Below are 23,570 nucleotides of genomic sequence, written 5' to 3' on the forward strand. Positions count from 1 at the left end.
AGTCATGAGAAAGATCTTGAGTTTTACGTTGCTCGTAGTAATTACTTTGATCTTTGCAGAAAGTTATGCTGCTTATCATCTGTCAACAGTTGGTTACAAAACCAGTGTACTGGTATCGAATATGAGCGAAGAAAAAGCTTATTTTAGGGTCTTAGCATTTAATTGCTATGGGAAAAAACTATGGCAGGACACCTACAGTGCACAGGCTTATTCGACGGTATCTATCGACCTTGCAGAATTCATACCGAGTGCCGATGAAAACTGGGGACTTTTGTTAATTGAGTGCGATCAACTGTTGCACATCAGTGTTCTGTATCAGGACGAAAGCTTTGGCTTGCTCAATGTTGATCATGTGATCGAACCCGTTCAGAGCTCAGAAGATGCAAAATACTACTGGTACGCAGCAGGATATCTGGTGAAAGACAACTCTTCCATTGGGTTAGTTATGATGAACCCGAATAAGGACGAAGTTAGTATTTCAATCTGGATATGTAACTCAAATGGTGAAACAGTTGATGAGTTTTCAGGAAGCATAGAACCATTTGCGGCTGTCTTTCTTGATCTGTTGGATCATGTGAAAGATGATGTCGGTGTTGTCGACATACAAGTTGATCTGCCGATAATCATCGGTGTTGAGCACTACGAAGAAGGTGAGATCTGGACCATAGACAACATCGTGGACTGGTATACAATCACTGAATGGTAATGTTCATCTCACATACACAGTCTTTCTTGTGCCGGCACTGGTTGACACCAGAAAATCCCCTGGTTTTGAGATGTACACGGTGAATTCAATTTCTTGTTTTTCAAATGGTGGAACTATCAGCGGCTTGACTTCAACCGGTTTCTCATCAAGGTACAGAACAACATCATCTTGATATGTGAGTATACTTTGATTATCTGCCATCAATGAAACTGTCAACTTTTCCCCGACTTTCAACAGCTCTCTGGACAGCGCCATTGAAAAATCCACATCCTGTTCAAAAGCCGGTAGAACTTTGTATCTTTCGCTTTCATCTGAAAGACCCGGCTTGATTCTAAAAGCATAGTGATACGGCTTTGCGGGCAGTATGTACTCTTTGTGTGGCAGTGCTCCCCAGCTATTGTCACCACCAACTCCCATTTGTTTATGATCTATATTCACAGTTACAAAATCTCGAGCTGGCAATTCATTCAAATGTCTGGCTTGCTCAATATCCTCGATTGAAAATGGTAAGACGCTGAAATCTACTGTGGGCAATCCTGAAACAAAGAGGGTGACCTTGCCGTCTGTGATAGAAAACCATCTCACATCACTTCTGTTTCCCGTCTCCTGTGGTTTGACATATCTGTGGAACATCTCATCTACTGTCTTGGTGTAAATACCAAAAACACCGCTTTCTTTTCTGTCCTGGTATGTCTCATGAGGACCTCTTCCATACCATGTAACCTTAGAAAAAGTCTGCGGCATTTTGAACTGAAGACCTATTCTTGGTATCTCACTCAATTGAGGATTTGCAAAAAGCGCATAATCCACCAAAATATCGTTACTGCCAAAAACTGTGTATGTCAGGTATAACCAGCTATCTTCTGGTAAATGATAAACTGTTGAAACAACCACCTTGTTCTGTTTTTTCTGACAGAGTATCTTATGGAGCCTTCTTGAGTAACTTGCTTTTTTCCATATTGCAAGCCTTTGAGGCATGTTGTTCCCAATATCGTTGTCTGTGGGTGCTCTCCAGAAATTGGGTTTCACCGGTTCATAGAGCATTTCTTCACCTTTGAAATTGATACTCTCAAGGAGACCTGTCATCTTAGAAAACTTCAAAATCATATCATCTGTTTTTATGATGTACTCATTTGTCGTCTGATCAAGTTCTGCTTTTTCTTTGACGTATATTTTCTGGTAAACAGGTGGTTTCAGCCTGAACTGTTCACAGGCGACAACATGACCTTTTTGCGCCCATGGTTCGTCTTTGTCAAGCACGAACATGATTTGAAGAAAATACTCACCATCGTCTTGAATTTCAGGAAGTTTCATCTGATAACGAGTTGTTTGACCGGCTTTAAGTGGTATTTTGAACTCATCCGTGTAGATCTCCAAACCATCTTTTTTCAAAATCAGGATCCCTTTGAACTTTTCAAGATCAGTGAACATGTAATTGTTCTCGATCTGGATAGAATCTTTCACCAATTTCATCTTGATGTACTGATATACTTTTTTCACCTCGTAAAGTTCTGGTTCGGGTGTCCTGTCAGGCAAGACAACACCATTACAACAAAAATTCCCATCGTTGGGCTTATCGTTGAAATCTCCACCGTACGCCCAGAATCTTTTGCCGCTTTCATCTATTTTTTCTATTCCCTGATCTACCCAGTCCCAGATACATCCACCGTGCAGATATGGATTGTTTTCGATCAAATCCCAGTAATCTTTCAGATTTCCTACGCTGTTACCCATCGCATGCGCATATTCACACATTACAAGTGGTCTTTTTTGCTCTTGAGAAGAGTATTCAAGCAGTTTGTCAAATGAAGGGTACATGACAGAGACAACATCGAGATAAAAACCATCACCGGGTTTGTCCGCACCAAGTGGAGCATAGTGAATTAACCTGCTGTTATCCCTTGATTTTATCCAGCTTGCAGCCTTTTCAAAGTTTTTACCGGTGCCTGCCTCATTTCCAAGGGACCAGAAGATCACGCAGGCGTGATTTTTGTCTCTTTCCACCATACGCTGGACCCTGTCAAGATGTGCTTTTTCCCATTCCGGCTTGTTTGCCAGAGTGATCTTTTCATCCCATCCAACACCATGTGATTCGATATTTGCCTCGTCTATGACAAAAAGACCATAGTAATCACACAAATCGTACCATTTCGTCTGATTTGGATAATGCGATGTTCTGACTGTGTTTATGTTGTGCTGTTTCATAAGCTTTATGTCCTGAATCATTCTATCAACGGTCACTGCATGACCTTTTCTTGGATCAAATTCATGCCTGTTCACACCTTTTATGTAAAACACCTTGCCGTTAAAAAACAACCTTCCATCCTTCACTTCAATCTTTCTAAATCCAAAGTTGACTCTCTTCTTATCTTCTTTCAATTCCACACACAGTACATATAGCCACGGGGTTTCCCAGGACCATTTCAACGGATCTTTTATGAGAAATTCAAAAGATAGTTTTTCTTCTTTCTCAATATCGATACGTGTTTTTTCCAGGATTTGTTTTTCACCGCGTGGATTTATCAAAGATATGGTCAAAAAATCTGTGTATTTTTCGCTATGAAAATTTCTCAGATCTACATCGATAAACAATCTTGCATCTTTGCAGTCATCATCCAGTTCTGTTCTCACAAAGATATCTCTTATATGTAATTTGGGTAGGGCATACAAATAAACACTGCGGTATATGCCAGCAAACCACCACATATCCTGATCTTCCAGATAGCTCGCATCACACCACTTGAGAACTTCAACGACTATTGTGTTCTCACCGGGCTTCACATAATCTGTTACCCTGAACTCGGCGGGGGTACAACTGTCCTTGTTGAAACCAACTCTGGTCCCATTTATCCAAAGATAAAAAAAGGAGCGAACACCTTCAAAGTGTAAAAATATCTCTTTGTCAGACCAGGATTCAGGTATCTGCACCTTTTTTCTATAAATTCCAGTTGGATTGTATTCCACTGGTGGGTGAGGAGGGTCGTTGTTGAAAGGGTATATGATATTGGTATATATGGGTTTATCATAGCCGGCAAACTCCCAATTGCTTGGCACTTCTATTTCATCCCAGAGAGAATCGTCAAATTCCCGTAGATAAAACGCATCAGAAAGTCTCAAAGGTGATGTACAAAAGTAGAATTTCCATTTTCCATTTAGTGTCAGAAAGTCTTCTGGATACACCCAATCTACTGTAAACGGGTCAAAATAAGGGATAAATGAACTGTGAGGCTTTTCTAAACCTTCATGTACAAGTTCTGGATTTTCCCACTCGAGCATTTTCTTACCTCCCAAGTTTCTAAAGACATTCATTATGCTTTAGCCCTCTGTGCAATCTGCGTCATATTAATGTAGTTGCAGTTCCCTCCACCAAGTGGTTTTCCATTTTCATCTGTTGGATCATTCCAGATTCTAAGCCTTATCCAGTTGAAACCATTGTCTCTGAGAATTTCAATACAATCTTTTTGTTCTCCGTTTTCGTAAAATTTACCACCCAGTTTTTCGATTTCATACAACATAGACAGATCGACCCCGATTATAAAATCTTCAACCGGCTTCATGATACCAAAGCACATAAGGGACCCCAAAAACATAAAGACAGTAATTATTCTCATTGATCAACGCCCCCATTCATTCCTTGACTGCCCCTCTTGTTAAACCGCTGACTAAATACCTTTGCAGAGACAGGAACAGTATCACCATCGGGAGCATGCCAAGCAATGCCGCAGCTGTGAATAATCCCCATTCTGTTTCGTATGGTCCAACTGCAAAAGCCTGAAGTCCGAGTGCGTATGTATAATTCTGAACATTCTGAAGGATTATTCTTGCCACCACATACTCGTTGAAAGTGCCTATGAAAACCAGCAAAAAGACAACGGTCAAAATAGGTTTTGCAAGTGGTAAAACGATCTTATAGAAACTCTGAAACCTTGTTGCACCGTCTACTATTGCAGCTTCCTCAAGAGAACTTGGAATAAGGTCGTAAAATCCCTTTATCAGGTACACATTGTAAGCTATGTTCGTCAGATAAGCGAAGATCAAACCACCGGGAGTATCCACTCCTAAAAATCCAATGTACTTGCCAAGGAAATTCAAAAGGTTGTAGATTGCAACCATGAAGATAACTCCAGGGAACATCTGAATCAACAAAAAACTCATTATTCCATACTTTCTCCCTGAAAATCTCATTCTGCTGAATGGATATGCTGCTGTTGCACAAACACCTGTTGTTATCAACGCAACAATTAAGGAAATGATCACAGAATTCAATACCCATCTGAGAAAGTAATGTTTTGTCTTTTGCTTCCATATCTGGTCTATCCTGTAATATTCTTTGTCAATTTCTTTGAAGTCGCTTCTCAGATTTGAGAAAGGTATGAGACTCATCAAAACGCCGGCTTTTCTCATTACAACAGCTAAATCAGATCTCACCTTGCTAAAAAATTCCGATCTTGCTATGTCATCGAGCTTACTCAGGTGCTCCGATGTCACAAAAACACCGGAATATGAGACAGCCAAAAGCTCGCGCCAGCTTTTTTCAAAATCATCCAGCAGATTTCTGGTCTTTTTCAACAAATCTTCAAGGTTCTTGGTGGTATTCTCAAATCTGGTTGAAAATGTCCTGTATTCTTCTATCCATTTCAAATCATCGATGGTCTTGCGCAGTTTGGTGTAAACTTCATCTTTTGATGTGTAAAGGTTCATGAAATTCCTCAACCAGGTCATGAGAGATGAATACTTCAAAAGATCGGTTTTTCCAAAAGACGTAATGGCTTTAACAGTTGCAATCCTGCCATCGAGTTCAAATAAAAAGATCTTCAACTGGGCTGTTCTTCTGGCATCCTTGGTCTGGCTTTCGAGCAGATCAATCTTTTGCTGTACGATGAGTTTTTCCTGCTCAAGTAAATTCATTTGCCGTTTGATCTCTGTGAGTTTTTCATTCAAATCATGCAGGATAATTGCCTTTTCTTCTATGTTAGAAAGTGCAGTCTGTGTTTCATTCAAGGCTCTTTCCAATTTTGGCTGAATCTCTCTGTAGGCTTTGATAAAATCCGAATATGCCATCTTGAATTTGGCAGAACTATCAATATTTGTGATATCCTTCAAAATATCCGTTATTTTCTGTAGCGGTCTTTTTAGATCCGCATAATCGACCAGGTTTTCCAATTTCTGTTCAATTCCTTCAAGTTGCTCTATCGATGCAGAAACACTTTGCAAGAAAAATGTATCGTCCAGCGGAAAATCAGTTTTCATAAGGCTGTCTTTGATGGAATCTTTCAGATTTTTCAGATTTTCCAAGGAATTGGACAGGGCATTCAACTCCGGCAGAAGGTCGTTTTTCAAAATCACATCGGTTTTCATAACCTGATCCTGTAACGGCTGGATTTGTTTTTTAATATCTGTAGAAGCTTTATCAAGTTGATCCAATTTCTGTGAAAGCTCAGCCAGATTTTTCAGATGATCTTTCATGTAAAGCTCGTAACTTTGCCTGAGTATCTCAAGTGCATTGTTGTAATCAGATACATCATTCACAGAAAAACCGACTATTTTTTGCAAATCTTCTTTGAACACCATGAAAATCGGTGAATTAAAGTTCTCTTTCGATAGATACTCGTACAGCACTACTTTGTATTGATCATCAAAGCTGTCTTTGATCTCGCCAGAGATTGTTTTTTTCAATTCTTCAAGGTTGTTCAGAACAAGTTCTTTGGTTTTTTCGCTGTTTTTCTTTAAAAAATCATCGATTCTCTGGTAAGTTTCCTTAGCCACACTGTATTTTGAGGTTGTTTGTTGAAGATATTGCTCAAATTTTCCCAAGGAGTCTTCCATTCTTTTCTGAGCCTGATCAAAAGTCAGCTGGTTGAATGGCTTGGCTCTTGAGAGTATATTCTGCATTTCCTGCACAAGAACGGGTATATTTCGTTCTGGTAGGACAAGATCTATGTAATTTTGTAAAGTCAAACGGCTTGAAAAAAGTTCACTCGAGAACGCCGCTTCGTCTCTTCTAAATGAAGTCGTCACTACCCACACGGTGGGAAATAGAATCACAGCAATCAAAAAAATCAAAACGGCATGGACAATGATCTTTTTCATCTTCCCACCTCTTCAAAAGCACCTGAAAATTTGAAATTGAGAAAACTTATCCCGCCAACGAGGAAAAATATCATTATAGAAATCGCGCTGGCAAAACCAAAATCCTGACCCCTACCACCTTCAAAGGCGAGTTTATAAACGTATGAAATGAGTATATCCGTATAACCAGTCGGAGTGGTCGAGCCGGGGATAGGTGGACCTCCTGCGGTTATGAGATAAATTACAGTGAAGTTGTTGAAACTGAAAGCAAAACTGCTAACAAGCAAAGGTGCAATCACAGCCATTATGAAAGGAAGTGTGATGGCAGTGAACCTTTTGAATTTTCCTGCACCGTCTATCATTGCAGCTTCATACATTTCAAAAGGTATCCCCTGCAATGCCCCCAAGGAAATCGTCATCATGTAAGGGAAAGTGAGCCATATATTCACAAGCAGAACCCCTATCCTTGCCCAGAGTGCATCGTTCATCCACCTGATTGGACTTATGCCGAATAACGGAAGCAAAAACTTGTTTATCACCCCATAACTTTCATTCAAAAGACCATTTTTCCACACAAGCGCCGATATAAAAACTGGTATAGCCCACGGTATTATGAGCAATGTGCGATAGATATTCCTTGCTCTGAGATTTTTGTCGTTGAGAATTAGTGCAAAAGGCAGTCCAACAGCGAGAGATAAAACAACACTTAAAAGTGCCCAGACAAAGGTCCAGATAAATATCTGCAAAAACGGTCCAGAGACCTTCGGATCCTTCACAATTCTGAGAAAATTCTTAAAACCCACATAGTCTATGAATCCAATGAGAAAGACTTCTTCACCTTTTTCATTTTTGTCGTAGAAAGCACCTTCTTTTTCTATCACTCTGTTATTGGTTTTGTTGTTGTAAATCGTCATTCTCATCTTCATCTTTCCATCTTCAAAACTCTCATCATATCCCAATTGATATAGCCTTTCAATTCTCACAAACTGCCATTCTCCAAGAGAATTCACCCTGAGGGCATACCTTCTGTCCTGCTGATCGACAAAATCTGCCCTGTAAAGATAAAGCTGTGCTATTTTGCTTTTAAAGTATGGTGAGTTGGCTTGTAAAAGCTGATCTTGTGGAGAGTAAAATGCTTTATAGATTTTATCTTCAACAGTTATTATTCTCACATCCTGTAATTCACCGTACGGAACAAGATGGTAAGTTCGATCAGCTGTTTGAACATACTCGCCATCCAGTGGATATAAAACAGATTCACTCAAAAGCACTTCTTTGCCTTTTTTTCTTACCGGTTTTGGTCTTTCACCCAAAAATAATTTTCCATTCAATTTGAACAGAATGAGAAAATCTTCCGTTGGTGTCATCCCATCGTAAACCACGAAAACTTTGTATTCATTAGTGTAATCTTCCTGTACTTCGTAGGTGTAGTTTGGATCGTACAAAAGCCTCTCTATCGCTTCTTGACGCGGCATGTAATGCCCAGTACCGTAATTGGTGAAAGCCACTTTCACAGTGAAATATATTGGATACAAAACCAAGATGAAAAGCAACACAAGAGCAGGCGCAATATATCTGTACGGATAGGCACGCGGATTGAAAATGAAAAAATCAATTAGAAACAGCAGTATGAAAAACATTACACCCATTTCGTAATATGCATTTTGAATTAAAAAGCTTGCCCCCCAGAAGAAAAAGATGTTCATCAATACAAATAAACACCACAGAAAGAACTTGAACAGGTACTTCACAGGTTCTTCCCTCCATAGAGAATTAAAGCCCGGCACGAGCCGGGCACAGGCTATTGTATCTGTGATTTTATTCTTTCAACCGCTGTTTTGAGTGCTTCTTCGACAGTTGCTTTTCCATTAACAACCAGGTTCAGTGCATCGTTCATAGCACCCCAGACTGCTGCCATCTGCGGAATATTTGGCATTGGTACACCATTTGCGGCACTCTGAGTGAAAGCAACAACATCTGGATTGTCCTTCACAAGTTCCAATACATCTTTTCTTGCCGGCAATCTTGGATCTCCCAGATACAGTCTGTACATGGTGTCTGTTCTTGCTATGAAATTGGTCAAAAATTCTTTTGCAAGGAGTTTGTTGGGTGATTTTGCATTTACCATGAATCCCTGAACGCCCACAAATGGTTTTGCAACAAGATTTGCGTCGATATTTGGAATGACCGCGACACCGTAATCGATCCCGGCATCTTTGTAATCTTTAACAGCCCACGGACCATTGATTATCATCGCTGCCTTTCCTTCTTTGAACATGGAATCCATTATCTGGTAGTTATCGCTTGGATCGAGTATTTTCTCATCGACCAATCTTTTGATGATACTGACCCCTCTGATCGCTCCCTGGTTTGCAAGACCAATATCCTTGGGATCTAATCCCTTTGGTGTTTCTTTAAAGACATATCCACCCGCTCCGAGAATGAATGGCACTGCGTAATAAAATTCAGTTGTAGAAGTGATAAGTCCCCTCACTTCTTTGCCAAATTCCTGGTCAATTTGTTTTGCAATCTGAATCATCTCATCTACTGTCTTTGGTGGATTTGGTACGAAGTCTTTGTTGTAGATGAGAGCAATCGCTTCGAGCGCGTAAGGCAACCCGTACAGTTCCCCACCGTAAGAAAATGCGTTTAGCCCTGTTTCATAGAACTGGTTGAGTTCTGGAAACTTTTGAATAGGTTCGATCAAGCCATTTACCACTAATTCTCCTACCCAGTCATGTGCACCGACGATGATATCCGCACCCTGACCTTGTGGAGCAGCAGTCAGAAATTTGGGTTTGATGTCTGAAAAGTTCACATACTGAACCTCGACGTCAACGCCGTACTTTGCTTTGAATTCTTCAGCAAGCTTCTGCAGAATATCCACCTGTTTTTCCGAACACCAGATAACCAGTTTAGATTGTGCAAAAACAAAAATCGTACTAAAAACCAGGATCAGCAAGAGAAATTTCCTCATAACCTGTTCACCTCCCCAAATTAAAGATTATCACAAATTTTTTAAGTCAAAAGCGAATTATCCAATGTACATACATGAAGCACTAATTTTTGCGTTTTGTTGTAGAACCAAAGACTTCTGCAAGAGCAGGTACAACAAAGAGTGTGAACAGTGTTGTTATTATCAAGCCAAAGGCAATAACCCACGATATTGGTGACTCAAGCTCTGAACCCTCGTTTTTACTCAGAGCAACTGGTAGCAAGGCAATCACAGTTGTCAGGGTTGTCATGAGTATGGGTCTTAATCTCAAAGCAGCAGCTTCGACTATCGTTTGACGTAAAGATCTTTCTCTATCCAATCTCTGCCTGATGAATGATATCATAACTATTGCATTGTTCACGACAACTCCTACCAGTGTCAGAGTGCCAACCAAAACAGGTAGATTCAGAACATAACCAAAGATCATCATAACCAGAGCAAGTGCTATTATCGCCACAGGAACCGTTGTGAAAATTATGAACGGTACTGTGAATGATTCAAACTGAGCACTTAAAATCATATAAACGAGTAATGCAGCTATGATTATAATCGTTTTGAATTCCTTTAGTAAAACGTCCAGGGAGTTCTTTTGACCACCAAAAGAGTAATTCACACCATTTGACGGTAATTTTTCAATTGTTTTCTGTACCAGATCCGTAAGCTGTGAAACAGTGTAAGACGATTTGACAACATCCACATAGACCACTCTCTGACCATTCTTGTGTGCGATTGAACCGAGTGTTGTTCTCTTGCCAATCTGGCTAAGCACGCTCAATGGTAGCTCCTGTCCGCTGATATTTTTGAAAAGAATCTGGTTGATTTCATCAACTGTTTCGACTTTTCCCGTATTCACATAAATAGGAAGTATTCCATAGTCTGTGTTCAATGTGCCAAATTGTTTTCCGACTGTGTAATATTGAAGGTCCATGAACAACTGTGCAGGTACCAAGCCAGAGAAAATCGACCTGGACCTGTCTATATCAACCAAAAGGGTTTCAACAGTAGCTTCACCTCTTATAGCGACTTCACCGACTTTCTGTCGCAAAAGTTCTTCTTTCAATTTATGTGCTGCGTCCATCAGTTTATCTATATCTTTTCCCGTCAGTTCAATGGTGAGAGGATAACCAAAAATCTCTGAAAGAAAATCTGTTTGACCAGCTTCAATCTCAGCTTCCTCTATCTTCAAAGCAAAGATGTCCTTGAGCAATCTTTCCTTGTTTTCAATGTATTCTGTTCTTTTGCCGTTGAACCAGATATTTATCGTGGCTTTGTCCTCGCTTGCACCGCCTATTATCTGTGAAAATTCGCTGGTGATACCCACATCAGAATAGACAGTTTGAATCTTGTATTCATTCTTTTTACTGAGAATGAACTCTTCTACCTGTTTTGCAATCTCTGCGGTTTTTTCATATCCAGCCTGGTTCTTCGCTTTCACGGTTATTGTCAGGGTATTGGTTGCAAAATCCGGAATAAAGCTCCTTGGACTGTTCAACAGATAATAGACTGAAAACACCACGCAAATTACTACCACCGTGAAAATTATCCATTTTCTGTCCAAGGCTCTGCTTAAAACCACTTTGTAACGCTCTCTTATGCGCTCAAAGCCCTGTATTCTCTTACTTTCTATCCATCTTGATCCTGCTGGAATCAGTATTGATGCTACCAGAAGAGATGCTCCAAGAGACAGTGAAAGTGTTGCTGCAAAATACTTGAACATAGTTGCCGCAAAGCTCTCGGTGAAAAGCAACGGAACAAAAACTACAACTGTTGTTGCGGTAGATGCAAAGATGGCTCCGAAAACCTCTTTCGTACCCTTTGATGCTGCCTCGTCGTATGGTACACCATTTGATTTGTGTCTGTATATGTTTTCAAAAACAACGATCGCATTGTCCACCAACATACCAACAGCCATTGTCAATCCACCAAGTGTTAAAAGATCAATATTTATTTTGAACAGATACATAAGTACGATTGCAACTATCAGTGAGATCGGAATACTTAAAGAGACAATCACCGTACTTTTTATGTCCAGCAAAAACACCATAACGACTATCGCGGCACCAATCAGTCCAAGTACCAGGTTTTTCAGCAAATTGTTGATGGCTTTCTCAGTGTACATAGACTGATCTATCAGTACAGAATAAGGTATCTTCAATTCATCAAGGAGTTTTTTCACCTGTCTGACAGTGTTTACAGTGTTTGCTCCGGCTCTTTTTCTGATCGATATGACACTTGATCTTTCGCCATCAACTCTCACCAATCCCCTTACCTGTTCGTCGACAGTCTGTATCTGTGCGATCTGTCCCAATCTCACCGGTACAAGGAGTCTGGGCATTTGCCCACTCATTGCCATCTGATAAGAAAGCCCGCGAAAACCCACTATCGCATTTTTCAGATCGTCTATGTCTTTAAACCTTCCATCAACCGTGACTGTATAAACACTTCCTTTTTCATCTTTAAGCTGTCCCATTGGATAGACAGCGTTACCTGCCAGAAAGGTATCCAGTAAGGTGAGATCCAGACCAAAATCTTTTGCCTTTTGTTGATCTACGGTTACTTTTACGATTTTTCTGGGTTTTCCAAGATTCTCGACCCCCGCCACATCGGGCAGTCTCTTTATGCTGTCAATGAACTGATCAGGATCGAAAGTTGTTGCGAAAACAAAGACCGGAATTATCGACGGATCAAATTCAACAACCGTCGGTCTGACCTGTTGTGATAAATCTGCCTGAGCTATGTTCAGATATCTCTCAAGCCTTGAAGAAGCCGTCAGGACATCCACACCCCATTCATACTCTACGAGAATCAAAGATAGACCAGGCTGGGAAACAGAGGTGAAATTTTTCACGCCAGGTACGGTTGCTATGACTTTTTCAAGCGGTTCTGTTATCAATTGTTCCATCTCTTCAGTTCCCATTCCCATACACGTCGCGAAAACAGCCGCATAGGGATACTCAAGTTGTGGCAAAAGCTCCACGTGCAGTTTTCTGAGTGCAATGATTCCTATCACCAGAACAGCTAAAAGAAGCATGAATATTGCAATGGGTCTTCTTGCAGATTGTCCGGCAATATTCACTTTCCCGCCTCCCTGCTACGACTATTTCAAAGTCCCACCACACAATTGTATGACTATTTGTGCCCAGACTGTATTCAGATCAATCACATTGAGTCTGTGGCTTTTTGCAACCACCGGGAGCTCTGTACATCCTAAAAGCACATTTCCACCAAGAGCAGGCTCCACATCTTCATACCAGATTTTCTCTGCTCTGGAAAGTTCGCCGGCTTTTACAGAATAGATTATCTGCATCAGGTGGTCCTGTATTTTCGAATTTGGGATGTGCAAGATCATTCCCGCCTTTTGTGCTGCCTTTTGATAAACACCGCTTTTTATTAAACCTTTGGTTCCTGTAAGCCAGGCTTCGTCAACTCCATCTTTTTTGAGCTTTTCCACGGCAAGCTCCGGTAGACTCAGTACTGGTATATTACTCTGCTCTCTCACTTTTTCAAGGAATGCGTGGGCTGTGTTACATATAAAAACGGCAAAGTCTGCTCCAGCCAGTTCGAGTTTTTTGACAGATTCAACAAGGTAAGGTGTTGGATCTTCACCGCCGTAAAGAAGCGCTGCTGTTCTGTCAGGCACAGTTGTGTTGAAATCGACAATCATTCTTATGTGATCTTGATCTTTCTGGGCTTTTGTGTGTTCAACCACCTTCTGAAGAAAATCCACCGTTGATAGCGAGCCCATGCCGCCAACAATTCCTGCTATTTTCATCTTTTCACCTCTTTTATCTGTAGACCGCCGGTGTACAGAAATTGATTGTGTATCCCTCGATCTCAAAAACCGCCTGTGCATAGTAAGCAACATGCCTTGATTGCGGTGGTTCAACCCAGATTGAGTATATACCATTCTCTGGCAAGACCGGCAATCTTATCCAGAGTGAACCCCTAAAGTCGGTTGTGTCTGAAACAGCTCTGTTGATATACACTTCTTTGATTTGATCATTGCCTTTGATGATTATCCTGCCATCTTCTATGGAAAACTCAAAGTCTGGCAGTTTATCACTTAACACGAGTCTAAGGAAAACAGCCGCATTTTCAACGACGTATGGCACGTTCTTGATGCCGTGCTTGTTGTTTGGAACGTACAGTATGTAGTTCTTTGCTGGTAGATCAAAAAAGTACAGATTGCTCGAATATATGGTCCAGTACTCATCATTTGTGGCATTTATTATGTATTTTGGCATGGTGAGTTTTTCTCTGTAAGTGTAAGGATCGACCATTCTCAAAAGTTTTTGACCTTCCTCTGTCTGCACCATCTGTGGCAGACCTCGTCTGACATAAGGTCCTATACTCTCGCTGTAATTTCCATACATCTTCAACTGCTGCTCAAATTGCTTTGGAAAATTCAAATTGTCAAAGACTATCGGTGCTATTGCAAAAACACGGCTGTCAACCGCGGCAGTTAACCACGTAGTCCATCCTCTTTTGGAAGCGCCTGTTACGAAAAACTTTTTTACATCGAACAATTGCTCTATTACATCCATTGCTCCGACAGCCGCTGTTGTCATTGGAAACAAAAGTGGCAGAGTGGGATCTTTTGTTTGCGTGTACTGCAAGAATGTGTGAGCTATCAGATCATCTTCTTTCAAGCCGTAAATGGGTTGATTTGGTACATCTCCAAGAACGGCAAAAAGACAGGAGAATTTTTCTGCAATCCACAGGTATTCTTCAACATCCTCTAATTTTCCTGGATCAAAGTCTCCTGTGATAAACAAAACAGCCACATCTTTGAATGACAGTTCACTTGGCTGAACAATCAAAAGATCGTGAACCCAGTCGATGCCCTGCCAGTTCTGACTTTTGAATATCACATGGGTGATCTCAATTCCCTTATCTGTTGTTTTCTGATAAGCGATTTTATAGTCAATATCTTTGTGGTTTATCACGTAGTTTTCTAATTCTTGAGAAAAAGAGAGCATTGAAATCACAGCAAGGAAAAACACAAAAGTTTTTTTCATATCACCACCTCCTTTATAAATTATCACACAAAACTACCTTTGTCTAAAAGAAAAAATGGTGCATACGGCAGGAAAGATGAATTGATCAAAATCTTCCATCTTTGCCATATACGTCAGAGTAAAAGCGGTGTTGTTCAAAAGAATATATGTCTGTAAACACCTATATGAAAAACCTTTTGAAGAAAATTGAAAGATCCTCCAGTAAAACTCATTTGCCTGAATCAGGTTTGTGCCGCTTGAGAGTTCGACGTAATCTGAAAGGTTAGTGAGAGAATTCTTCTTAACCAGTTGGGCATATTCTTTGACATCCAGTTTTCTTGACAACTCTTCTTTGACTATTTGAATATATCCTGCTTTTGCATCTTCAAGGGCTATGAATGAACCTATTTCTCCTTGAACTGGTTTAATGGCTTGGAATGGCTTGATCAAATTCACCGAGTATCTGAATTCTTCGTTCAGATATTCCTGTTCAACAAAGGTGGTTTTCACACTGCCCATCGACAGTAAAGCAGGAACAAGATATCTGTAAAAATCTTCCTGCGTGGAATAGTAAGTCATGACATATCCTTTTTGAAACCTGATAAAGATCAACTGAAAGGCTTCTGATTTTGTGCCAGAAAGGTTGAGCGAAAATCTTCTGAAAAAGGCATTTAGATCATCTATCATAACAAATCCTGCGGCTGATTCTTCTGATCCGACAAATTGCATTCCTATCAATTTTGAAAAAGTAATCAGGTCTGTGGACTGAGCGAGATTGACAGACAGTATCTGAAGTACAGAACTACTCGCTATAACCTTGAACAATCCTATTTCGTTTGGATTGACCGGCTTGACCATGACAAAAGGATCATAGACTGTTAAGGCAAGATCACCATTTGGAGAAAAATAAAGTATTTGACTAAACAAAGAAAGAGAAAAAAGGACCATCAACACGGTCAAAAGCCTCATCAAATCACCGTCCTTATATCATTATACACAATATCGCCAATAGTGTATAATAATCAATATGAAAATATCTAAAAAGATGATCGTATATGTTTTACTGGTGTTCTTATCGACAATGGTTCAGGCAAAGGTGGTGATCTTTTTATACCACCGTTTTGATGATGCCCGTTATCCTTCGACGAACACCTGGAGTTATGAGCTTGAAAAACACATTCAAATAGTAAAAGAATCTGGCTTTGAAATCTGGACAGTGAAAGACCTTGAAGACTATGTATATGGAAGGAAAAAACCGCTAAAAGACGCTGTTGTTTTCACAGTGGACGACGGATACCGTTCGGTTTACGATAGCGCTTACAAAATCTTCAAAAAGCACAATATTCCTTTCTGTGTATTCATTCAGGTGGGTGCTGTGGGATATCCAGACTATTTGACATGGGAAATGATCGCTGAAATGATCAAAGACGGTGTGGAATTTGCAAACCACTCTTTCAGCCATCTGGATTTTCCTTCGCTTTTATCAAAAATGAATGAAGAGCAGATGGTTGAGTACTTCAAAAAAGATCTTGAAAAAGCTCAGCAAGTTTTCAGAGAAAAAACAGGTAAAACCATGATATACTACGCATACCCTTACGGGCATTATACTCAAAAAATGATCGATGCGTTAAAGCAGGAAGGCTTCGTGCTCGGTTTTACTCAAAACCCTGGTCCCTACGATCTGAGCTATGGAGCTTTTGAAATACCAAGAGAACCACTGCTTGAAGATTGGGCAGTTGAAAAACACGTAAGGTATATTTTGAACAGAGAACCACTTGTTACAGAAAATTTGCCATTTACTTTACAAAGTGGTATATTATCAATAAAGTCAAAGATCGTCATTCCAAAGGAGGTGAAATACGCGACCCTGTACGTGTCCGAGAAAGGTATAATTAAAAGCCGCCTTCAAGACAGCACAATTTTCGGTGAAGCTGTTTTGACAAAGATGTACAACAGGCTCATGATCAGTGCAAATGACGGTAAAAAAGAGTACGTAAAGTACTATCTTGTATTCAACGCACAGGGTGAGTGAATTTATAAACAGAGGTGATGAGTTTGAAAAAGACCGCCATGGTTTTGATACTCACCGTTCTTTTTGCGACTGTACCGAAATTCACCTTTGAGCTTGTTAGTTATTTTGAAAGCTTTCAAGTACAAGAAGCACAGGTTGTTGAACTTGAATTTGAAAGTTACAGAGATGTCTTGGAGTTCTTTGAAAAGATAGGATATGATCTGAGCAAGAAAGAGGTCCCGGCAGTCATCTTGAAGAGATTGCCAAAGGATATGGACCAGATAAAAGATGTTCAACTGAAAAAAGATCTGTTCGTCAAGATAATGCTGCCGATAATATTAGAAGTAAACCAGCAGATCAGACAGGAAAGAGAATGTATTGCGAAACTGTCAAATGACAGTCAGGAATTGAAACACTATCTGACAAAATACAGAGCAAAAACAAAACAGGAACTTCTTGAAAAAGTCGATGTGATACCTGTGGAAATCGCACTAGCTCAGGCAGCAATAGAATCGGCATGGGGAACTTCAAGGTTTGCCATAGAAGCAAACAACATCTTTGGGGAATGGACCTTCAGCCCGGGCAATGGAGTCGTACCAAGGGAACGCCCGGACGGTGAAATATACGAAGTGAGACAATTCACAGATCTGCTCAGTTCTGTAAAAAGTTATGCTTACAACCTGAATGTATCACCGTTCTACAAAGAGTTCAGAGCCATCAGATCTGGCAAAATCAAAAAACCAATCGAAGAAGGTCTGCTATATTATTCTCAGAGACGTGAGAACTATATTCAAGAAATCAAGATTATAATCGCAAAAAATAACTTTGCACAGCTTGATGAACAAAGATCATGTCCAATTCAAATTGCATTGATATCAGGTGCAAATTTGGTGAAATAATGTAATTAGACCAAAACAAAATGTTGATTTTTGAAAAAAAGAGTATAATATAGTAAAAACCCAAAAAGGAGGGATTTTTATGATAAAAGGTTTTACCCTGATTGAGTTGTTAATCGTGCTGGCAGTGATAGCCGCATTGATGGCTATCGTAACCCCTATCGCAATGAATGCCGTAGCACAGGCAAAAGCTACACAGGTGGCAAGCAACATGAGAAACATCAAGAGTGCTATTGAAAGTTATGTGAACATTGAAAGACCAACGAATCTGGCTAGTTTGACTGTGAATGATTTGGTAAGTAGCGGATATTTATCAAGTAATCCAGGAACAGAATATACAATTGCGGGTTCTGCCTGGGATACAAGCGGTTCGGCAACAGTGACAATTTCTTTCACAGGAGCTGTCGATACCAATAAGTTACGCAATATCTATCCGGAAATCACTACAAACAAACAGCTTAACTTAACTCTAAGAAAATGGTGGTAACCTAATTTTTGACCTAAAAGCACCAGCAGGCTGGCGCCTGCTGGTTTATGTTTTGAGTCTCAATCCAACATGAATTTTTTATCTTGTTTCAAAATACACGTTAAAGTCATTCTCAAGTAAAATGATAGATTGATTGATCTGTTTTTGGATTTTATCAATTTTTTCGCTTAAAAGATCTTTTGATTCTTCCGCTTTTTGTACCATCTCTAAAACCTTATCTTTGTGTGGTCCCCCTGATATCTTTCTCACTTTTACAAAATTTTCTATTGATAGTATTTCATTCAGCTGATCAGGCGTTATAGTAAACTTCTTTGAACAAAGTTGCTCAAATTTCCTACACAATCTTTCATAGTTCATACCAGATCTCACATAATCAGAAACAAGAGTGTGCGCCTGGCGGAAGCTGATTTTGAACCTTCTTACCAGTTCGTCCGCAAGTTCTGTGGTTGTTGCACCCGTTTTCAGCGCAAGATCTTTGACTTTTTGCTGGTCAACATCTACTTTTTGTAGAACTTCTTTTGATAGTATCAAAGCTTCTTTTGCTGTTTTCACACCATCAAGAAATTTGAAAAGCACAAAATCGCCATTTTCATTTACGTCCTGATATGCTGTGTTCACAAAAACCCTTTCAACTGTTTCGAAAAGACCGTATGCGATATTTGCTCTTATTCTGATGTGTTCAAGTATCACAGGATTTCTCTTCTGCGGCATTATACTGCTTATCTGAACAAGTTCATCTGGAAATTGAAAAATTCCAATTTCGCAGGAAGACTTGTGAATAAATTCCTGAGACAGTCTTGTGAGATCACTCATCAACATTTTCAGACAGGATGAAGGAAAACCGACCCAATGTGATGTTACAATCGCCCTGTAAGAGTTTTCTACGGGTTCTGAAAAGCCAAGATAGTCGCTCACCATTTTTCTGTCTATTTCAAAACCTGTCGTGGTTATAGCACCAGAGCCCATCGGGCATAGGTTCACAATTTGCAGTGATTGAATCAAACTGTTCAGAATCTCAAGAAAATCGAATCCATAAGCGAGTAAATAATGTGAAAAACTCGATACCTGAGCAGGCTGACCGTGTGTGTAGAGTAATACAACAGTTTCAAGGTTACCTTTTGCTTTTTCAATCACCGTGTCTACCAAATCAACCAACTGATATGAGAAATCTATCAATTCATCGCGAACGCACATCCGAAAAACAGTTGTGTCGATGTCATTTCTGCTCCTTGCCGTATGAAGAAAGCCGGCTTTTTCAGCACCTATCAGTTCAGAAAGCCTTTTTTCTACCAGAAAGACAAGATCCTCCGTCTGCTCCGGTAAGCTGTCATCGATCTTCTCACTTTCCATTTTTTTCAAACCACGTGCTATTTGAACAGAGATGTCTTGTGAAAGCACCTTTGTTTTTGTTAGCATCAATAGATGCGCTTTGTTTATCTGCATGTAGTACTTAAGGAATTTTTTCCAGTTTTCGAAAGAACTGTCCAACACGATTTTTTTGTAAATCTGTGAAAAACTCATACAATCAGCCCCAGTATCTCAGCGATGTTTTTGTAGAGTACGCGGTCGATCTCATCATCAGTGTAACCCACATTTATCATCGCCCTTAACTGTTCATCAAGGTATGCTTTGCAAAAACCACGAGGGAACCAGCTTGAGTCCGTGCCAAAGATGATCCTTTCTGGTCCTATTGTCTCTTTGTATTTTCTGAACAGCATCTCAAGATTGAGTTCATACGGCATCCATCTTGTCCATTGATTTGAACCACTCGTGTCAATGTAGACATTCGAACATGCCCAGCACAGATTGAGTGTTTCAAAGACATATCCACAACCAAAATGTGGAACGATGAATTTTATCTTTTTGAACTGCTTAGCCACATCGTGAATGACCAGAGGATTTATATTCACATGGTACGCGATACCCCCGGCAGCACCCATAATACCAAAATGTATCAAAACCGGTATCTGGTATGAATTTGCGACCTCCCACACCGGATAGAGTGACCTGTCGTTCAAGGGTGTGCTAACCGCCGGTCCCAAGATTTTGTATCCTTTAAGACCTTTTTTGAGAAAATCTTCAAGTTCCTGCGCCGCATTTTCACAGGACGGATCATGGTGTGCATATCCAATGAATTTATCTGGATGTTTCAAAACCAGTTTCAACATATTCTGGTTGCCGTTTGCGGTTACAAAAATCACTCTGTCAATGGAATATTCGACAGTTTCTCTGTACCACAGCTCAGAAAGTTCATCAAAGTCATCTATCTGCACCGGTTTAGGAAAATCCCATGCCCTGAACCATCTTTCCTTTTCTTTTTTCATCCATGGATCTGTTTCTGATTCTTTTTTGAAAAAACCAGTCGGAAAATGAACATGTGAATCGATCAATTTCACACAAATCATCCTTTCAATCCAGAAAGCATTATTCCCCTTATAATCTGTTTTTGGAATATCAGAAAAACAACTATCAGCGGAATTGTTGAGATGGTCGCTCCGGTCATGATGAGCTCCCAGTGCATTAAATTTTCACTTGAAAAATAAGCCAATCCCACTGGCAAGGTGTACATCTTCGGCTTTGAAGAAACTATCAATGGCCAGAGAAAAGCGTTCCAGTTGCCTATGAAGTTCAAAATCGCCAGCGAGGCTAATGCGGGTTTAACAAGAGGCAGTGCTATTTTGTAGAATATTCCAAATTCAGACACTCCGTCGATCCTTGCCGCATCTAAAAGATCGTCTGGTATCGTCTCCATGAACTGTCTCATCAGAAAAATTCCAAAAGCAGTTATCATGCCGGGAAACATTATTCCCCAGTATGTGTCAATCCACCCGAGCTTTGAGGACATTATGTACCATGGTATTATGAGCATCTCTGTGGGAATCATCAGAGTGCTCAAAATGAAAATGAAGATGATATTTCTTCCTGGAAAACGATATTTGGCTATCGTGTACCCCACAAGAGAATCAAAGAATAAAACGGAAAAGGTAGTTGATAGAGCTACAAGTACACTGTTCAAAAACCAGTTTGGAAAAAGCGAAGAACTCATTATCTGCCTGTAATTGTCAAGCGTTGGGGTTTTGGGAAACAAATAGGGTCTGTATATCTCCCTGAAAGGTTTTAAGGATGATAGAACCATCCAGAAAAATGGAAAGGTCATGACGATTATCAAAGCAGTTAAAATGACGTAACTCATGAACTTGATGACTTTATCTGATCTTGTCATTTTATCACCTCAGTACTGGATCTTTCTGTTCAAAACCTTGAGCTGAACTATGGTTATTCCAAGTATGATGAGAAACAGAATAACAGTTGCAGCAGCAGCCGTTCCCATGTCGAATGATTTGAATGCCTTCTGGTATATGTAGAGCACCAGTGGTTTGGTGGAATTCAAAGGACCTCCTGATCCCTGGTCGCTCATGTTGTAAACCTGAGTGAATATTCTCAGAAACATTATTGTCTCCATCACCGATAAAAAGACGATCACGGGATTGAGCAATGGAATGGTTATTTTGAACAGCAACTGCCTTCGATTTGCACCGTCCACCTTCGCAGCCTCAAGGTACTCTTTTGGTATACTCTGAAGGCCTGCAAGAAAAATGATCACACAGTAGCCAACTTCAATCCAGACCGTCGTTGCAACTATTGAAGGCAAAGCTTCGGTCGTGCTCATTAAAAAACTTCTGGCAGGTATGCCAAAAAGACCCAAAAAATTGTTTATAACACCGGTTGGCGGTTTCTGGTACATCCATCTCCAGACCCAGCTCGTGGCTACAAGCGGTGTGATATAAGGCATGACGTAGATCAACCTGTAAAATCCCTGAAATCTTGTGATGTTGTTCAGTAAAAGTGCAAGTATCAGTGAAAGGATTATCACGCTCGGTACACCATATACCACATATTTCAGCGTATTGAATAAAGATATTCTGAAAACAGGATCTTTGAAGATAGTCACATAATTTGAAAGACCAACAAAATTTTTCACAGGAGATATTATGTTCCAGTCTGTGAAGCTGATATAAAAGGCAGATATCATTGGATAAAAACGTATAAAAGCGAAAAAAGTGAGCGGTATCAAAAGAAAAAGATATGCAGTCAAAATCTTTTTTTGTCTGAGCTTCATATTTTCACCTCAAAAGGGCGCGACTTCAGTCGCGCCCGTATTTCATTTGCCCACCGATTTCCAGAATTTGTCCAAAATACTCTGCTCAGTCTGTGCAGCTTCTTTGAAAGCCTGTTCAGGTGAAATCCCCTTGAGCCAGACCTTGTCAACGGCATCCATCATGACCTGCCTTTGTGCTGTTTCATCCACAAACATCGTTGCGTGTGCATACTCAAGACCTTTTAAGAACGGACCGTAAACCGGATCGTTGTAATATTTCTGTGCCACAGCAGGATTTGCAGGTAGTTCTCCAACTTTTTCGAGCCAGATTTCCATCACTCTGTCGCTGGAGAGGAATTTTATAAACTTGATCGCAGCGTCTAATTTTTCTCCAGTTGCATTCTTTGTAATTCCATTTGCCCAGAAAGAAGCAAAATTGGATTTAATCCCATTGTATTCTGGCAGTTCGGCAACACCAAAGTTTATACCAGCCTTTTTCAATGAAGCGATTCTGAAGGATCCATCGATGTTCATTGCAGCTGCCTGAGATGTGAAAGCAGTGATATCGTCGTTCATAAAACCTGGATAGCCAACCTTGTGAACTGTTATAAGATCTGTGTAAAATTTGAGCGCCTCAGGAACATTCTGATAGGTTACCTTCGTATAATCATCGCTGTACGGTGCTCCTCCAAACTGTCTGGTCAGGACTTCTCTTATCCAGTGGTGACCTTGTCCAGATGGCTGTGTTGCCAAACCTGCCTGAACTATATTGCCCTGTTTATCATACTTTGTGAGTTTTTTTGCCATTTCGACAAGTTCCTGAAGTGTCCTTGGAGGCTTTTGTGGATCCAGACCGGCTTCTTTGAAAAGATCTTTATTCCAGAACAGAGCAAGACTTCTTACGGCTATCGGCAGAGCATAACGTTCATTCATGAATTCAACACCCTTTGGGACAAAAGAGAAGAAGTTATTTGCGAAATACTCATCTGAAAATTCACTCTTTGGAAGAGGTTGCAGATAGCCGGAAGTGACGTATTTTGGTATCCATCCATAGTACAGGTTTACCACATCCGGTCCAGTTCCGGCAGGTATAGATGCTGCAACTTTTTCGTTGAAAGTTTCATAAGGAAAGGTCACATGTTCGACTTCGATATCCGGATAGAGTTTCTGAAATTCCTTGATCAGTTCGTCGATTGCCTTGACCTTTGTTTCAAAATAGTACTGCCAGTAAACTATCTTGACTTTTGCAAAGATAGAGACAGAGACAATTAAAAGAACAGCCAAAACAACCAGCAAATACCTCTTCACAG

The 23,570-nt window shown here is 40.2% G+C and carries 18 protein-coding genes; 4 read left to right on the plus strand and 14 right to left on the minus strand.

Features of this window, described 5'->3' with window-relative positions; genetic code table 11:
- Nucleotides 1–4: 4 nt before the first annotated feature.
- Entirely contained in the window at nt 5–706 is a 702-nt protein-coding gene (locus AC4E92_RS05615) for a hypothetical protein (protein WP_490239613.1), read from the plus strand.
- A gap of 3 nt (nt 707–709) precedes the next feature.
- On the opposite strand, the gene lacZ is transcribed toward AC4E92_RS05615, so the two are convergent.
- The 9 genes from lacZ to AC4E92_RS05660 form a co-directional block, all read right to left on the minus strand.
- Nucleotides 710–3,982 (minus strand): beta-galactosidase, LacZ type, encoded by a 3,273-nt coding sequence (gene lacZ / locus AC4E92_RS05620; protein WP_490239614.1) that lies wholly within the window; start codon nt 3,980–3,982, stop codon nt 710–712.
- A gap of 32 nt (nt 3,983–4,014) precedes the next feature.
- Nucleotides 4,015–4,278, minus strand: coding sequence for a glycosyl hydrolase 53 family protein (locus AC4E92_RS05625; RefSeq protein ID WP_490239615.1), 264 nt, complete (start codon nt 4,276–4,278; stop codon nt 4,015–4,017).
- 55 nt (nt 4,279–4,333) lie between these two features.
- Entirely contained in the window at nt 4,334–6,796 is a 2,463-nt protein-coding gene (locus AC4E92_RS05630; protein ID WP_490239616.1) for a sugar ABC transporter permease, read from the minus strand.
- The gene (locus AC4E92_RS05635) at nt 6,793–8,526 is read right to left on the minus strand and encodes a DUF4896 domain-containing protein (protein ID WP_490239617.1); all 1,734 of its coding nucleotides are present in this window, start codon (nt 8,524–8,526) and stop codon (nt 6,793–6,795) included. Before AC4E92_RS05635 ends, AC4E92_RS05630 begins: the two co-directional genes overlap by 4 nt.
- Nucleotides 8,527–8,576: 50 nt before the next feature.
- Nucleotides 8,577–9,752, minus strand: a complete 1,176-nt coding sequence (gene malE / locus AC4E92_RS05640; protein ID WP_490239618.1) for a maltose/maltodextrin ABC transporter substrate-binding protein MalE — start codon at nt 9,750–9,752, stop codon at nt 8,577–8,579.
- A gap of 82 nt (nt 9,753–9,834) precedes the next feature.
- Entirely contained in the window at nt 9,835–12,846 is a 3,012-nt protein-coding gene (locus tag AC4E92_RS05645) for an efflux RND transporter permease subunit (RefSeq protein WP_490239619.1), read from the minus strand.
- Between the two features lie 21 nt (nt 12,847–12,867).
- A complete protein-coding gene (cuyB, locus tag AC4E92_RS05650) occupies nt 12,868–13,542 on the minus strand; it encodes a cysteate racemase (RefSeq protein ID WP_490239620.1) in 675 nt (224 codons plus the stop codon).
- A 13-nt stretch (nt 13,543–13,555) separates the two neighbouring features.
- Complete coding sequence (locus AC4E92_RS05655) at nt 13,556–14,788, minus strand: PhoPQ-activated protein PqaA family protein (RefSeq protein ID WP_490239621.1); 1,233 nt, start codon at nt 14,786–14,788, stop codon at nt 13,556–13,558.
- Nucleotides 14,789–14,821: 33 nt separating this feature from the next.
- The gene (locus tag AC4E92_RS05660) at nt 14,822–15,736 is read right to left on the minus strand and encodes a hypothetical protein (protein ID WP_490239622.1); all 915 of its coding nucleotides are present in this window, start codon (nt 15,734–15,736) and stop codon (nt 14,822–14,824) included.
- A gap of 58 nt (nt 15,737–15,794) precedes the next feature.
- On the opposite strand from AC4E92_RS05660, the gene AC4E92_RS05665 reads away from it, so the two are divergent.
- The 3 genes from AC4E92_RS05665 to AC4E92_RS05675 all read left to right on the plus strand — a co-directional run bounded on the left by AC4E92_RS05665 (nt 15,795) and on the right by AC4E92_RS05675 (nt 18,161).
- Entirely contained in the window at nt 15,795–16,799 is a 1,005-nt protein-coding gene (locus AC4E92_RS05665) for a polysaccharide deacetylase family protein (RefSeq protein WP_490239623.1), read from the plus strand.
- A gap of 23 nt (nt 16,800–16,822) precedes the next feature.
- Entirely contained in the window at nt 16,823–17,677 is an 855-nt protein-coding gene (locus tag AC4E92_RS05670) for a glucosaminidase domain-containing protein (RefSeq protein ID WP_490239624.1), read from the plus strand.
- A 79-nt stretch (nt 17,678–17,756) separates the two neighbouring features.
- Nucleotides 17,757–18,161 (plus strand): type II secretion system protein, encoded by a 405-nt coding sequence (locus AC4E92_RS05675; RefSeq protein ID WP_490239625.1) that lies wholly within the window; start codon nt 17,757–17,759, stop codon nt 18,159–18,161.
- A 78-nt stretch (nt 18,162–18,239) separates the two neighbouring features.
- Here the strand turns inward: AC4E92_RS05675 and AC4E92_RS05680 are convergent, their stop codons facing one another.
- From AC4E92_RS05680 to AC4E92_RS05700, 5 genes are read right to left on the minus strand one after another with little or no spacing between them, the layout of a single operon-like run.
- A complete protein-coding gene (locus AC4E92_RS05680) occupies nt 18,240–19,682 on the minus strand; it encodes an argininosuccinate lyase (protein ID WP_490239626.1) in 1,443 nt (480 codons plus the stop codon).
- Nucleotides 19,679–20,557 (minus strand): amidohydrolase family protein, encoded by an 879-nt coding sequence (locus tag AC4E92_RS05685; RefSeq protein ID WP_490239627.1) that lies wholly within the window; start codon nt 20,555–20,557, stop codon nt 19,679–19,681. Before AC4E92_RS05685 ends, AC4E92_RS05680 begins: the two co-directional genes overlap by 4 nt.
- A gap of 5 nt (nt 20,558–20,562) precedes the next feature.
- On the minus strand, nt 20,563–21,384 hold the full coding sequence (locus AC4E92_RS05690; RefSeq protein WP_490239628.1) for a carbohydrate ABC transporter permease: 822 nt from the start codon (nt 21,382–21,384) through the stop codon (nt 20,563–20,565).
- 9 nt (nt 21,385–21,393) lie between these two features.
- Nucleotides 21,394–22,281, minus strand: a complete 888-nt coding sequence (locus tag AC4E92_RS05695) for a carbohydrate ABC transporter permease (RefSeq protein WP_490239629.1) — start codon at nt 22,279–22,281, stop codon at nt 21,394–21,396.
- A 42-nt stretch (nt 22,282–22,323) separates the two neighbouring features.
- Nucleotides 22,324–23,568: a sugar ABC transporter substrate-binding protein gene (locus AC4E92_RS05700; RefSeq protein ID WP_490239630.1), complete on the minus strand. Its 1,245-nt coding sequence runs from the start codon at nt 23,566–23,568 to the stop codon at nt 22,324–22,326.
- Nucleotides 23,569–23,570 lie beyond the last annotated feature (2 nt).

Origin of the sequence: Pseudothermotoga sp. (genome assembly GCF_031962025.1) — a bacterium.
In the GTDB taxonomy this organism is placed as follows: Bacteria; Thermotogota; Thermotogae; order Thermotogales; family DSM-5069; genus Pseudothermotoga_B.

What these genes read in the sequence shown, in the direction of transcription:
- AC4E92_RS05615 (WP_490239613.1), top strand. Translation starts at nt 5, where the DNA reads ATGAGAAAGATCTTGAGTTTTACGTTGCTCGTAGTAATTACTTTGATC.
- lacZ (WP_490239614.1), bottom strand. Translation starts at nt 3,982, where the DNA reads ATGCTCGAGTGGGAAAATCCAGAACTTGTACATGAAGGTTTAGAAAAG.
- AC4E92_RS05625 (WP_490239615.1), bottom strand. Translation starts at nt 4,278, where the DNA reads ATGTGCTTTGGTATCATGAAGCCGGTTGAAGATTTTATAATCGGGGTC.
- AC4E92_RS05630 (WP_490239616.1), bottom strand. Translation starts at nt 6,796, where the DNA reads ATGAAAAAGATCATTGTCCATGCCGTTTTGATTTTTTTGATTGCTGTG.
- malE (WP_490239618.1), bottom strand. Translation starts at nt 9,752, where the DNA reads ATGAGGAAATTTCTCTTGCTGATCCTGGTTTTTAGTACGATTTTTGTT.
- cuyB (WP_490239620.1), bottom strand. Translation starts at nt 13,542, where the DNA reads ATGAAAATAGCAGGAATTGTTGGCGGCATGGGCTCGCTATCAACGGTG.
- AC4E92_RS05655 (WP_490239621.1), bottom strand. Translation starts at nt 14,788, where the DNA reads ATGAAAAAAACTTTTGTGTTTTTCCTTGCTGTGATTTCAATGCTCTCT.
- AC4E92_RS05660 (WP_490239622.1), bottom strand. Translation starts at nt 15,736, where the DNA reads ATGAGGCTTTTGACCGTGTTGATGGTCCTTTTTTCTCTTTCTTTGTTT.
- AC4E92_RS05665 (WP_490239623.1), top strand. Translation starts at nt 15,795, where the DNA reads ATGAAAATATCTAAAAAGATGATCGTATATGTTTTACTGGTGTTCTTA.
- AC4E92_RS05675 (WP_490239625.1), top strand. Translation starts at nt 17,757, where the DNA reads ATGATAAAAGGTTTTACCCTGATTGAGTTGTTAATCGTGCTGGCAGTG.
- AC4E92_RS05680 (WP_490239626.1), bottom strand. Translation starts at nt 19,682, where the DNA reads ATGAGTTTTTCACAGATTTACAAAAAAATCGTGTTGGACAGTTCTTTC.
- AC4E92_RS05690 (WP_490239628.1), bottom strand. Translation starts at nt 21,384, where the DNA reads ATGACAAGATCAGATAAAGTCATCAAGTTCATGAGTTACGTCATTTTA.
- AC4E92_RS05695 (WP_490239629.1), bottom strand. Translation starts at nt 22,281, where the DNA reads ATGAAGCTCAGACAAAAAAAGATTTTGACTGCATATCTTTTTCTTTTG.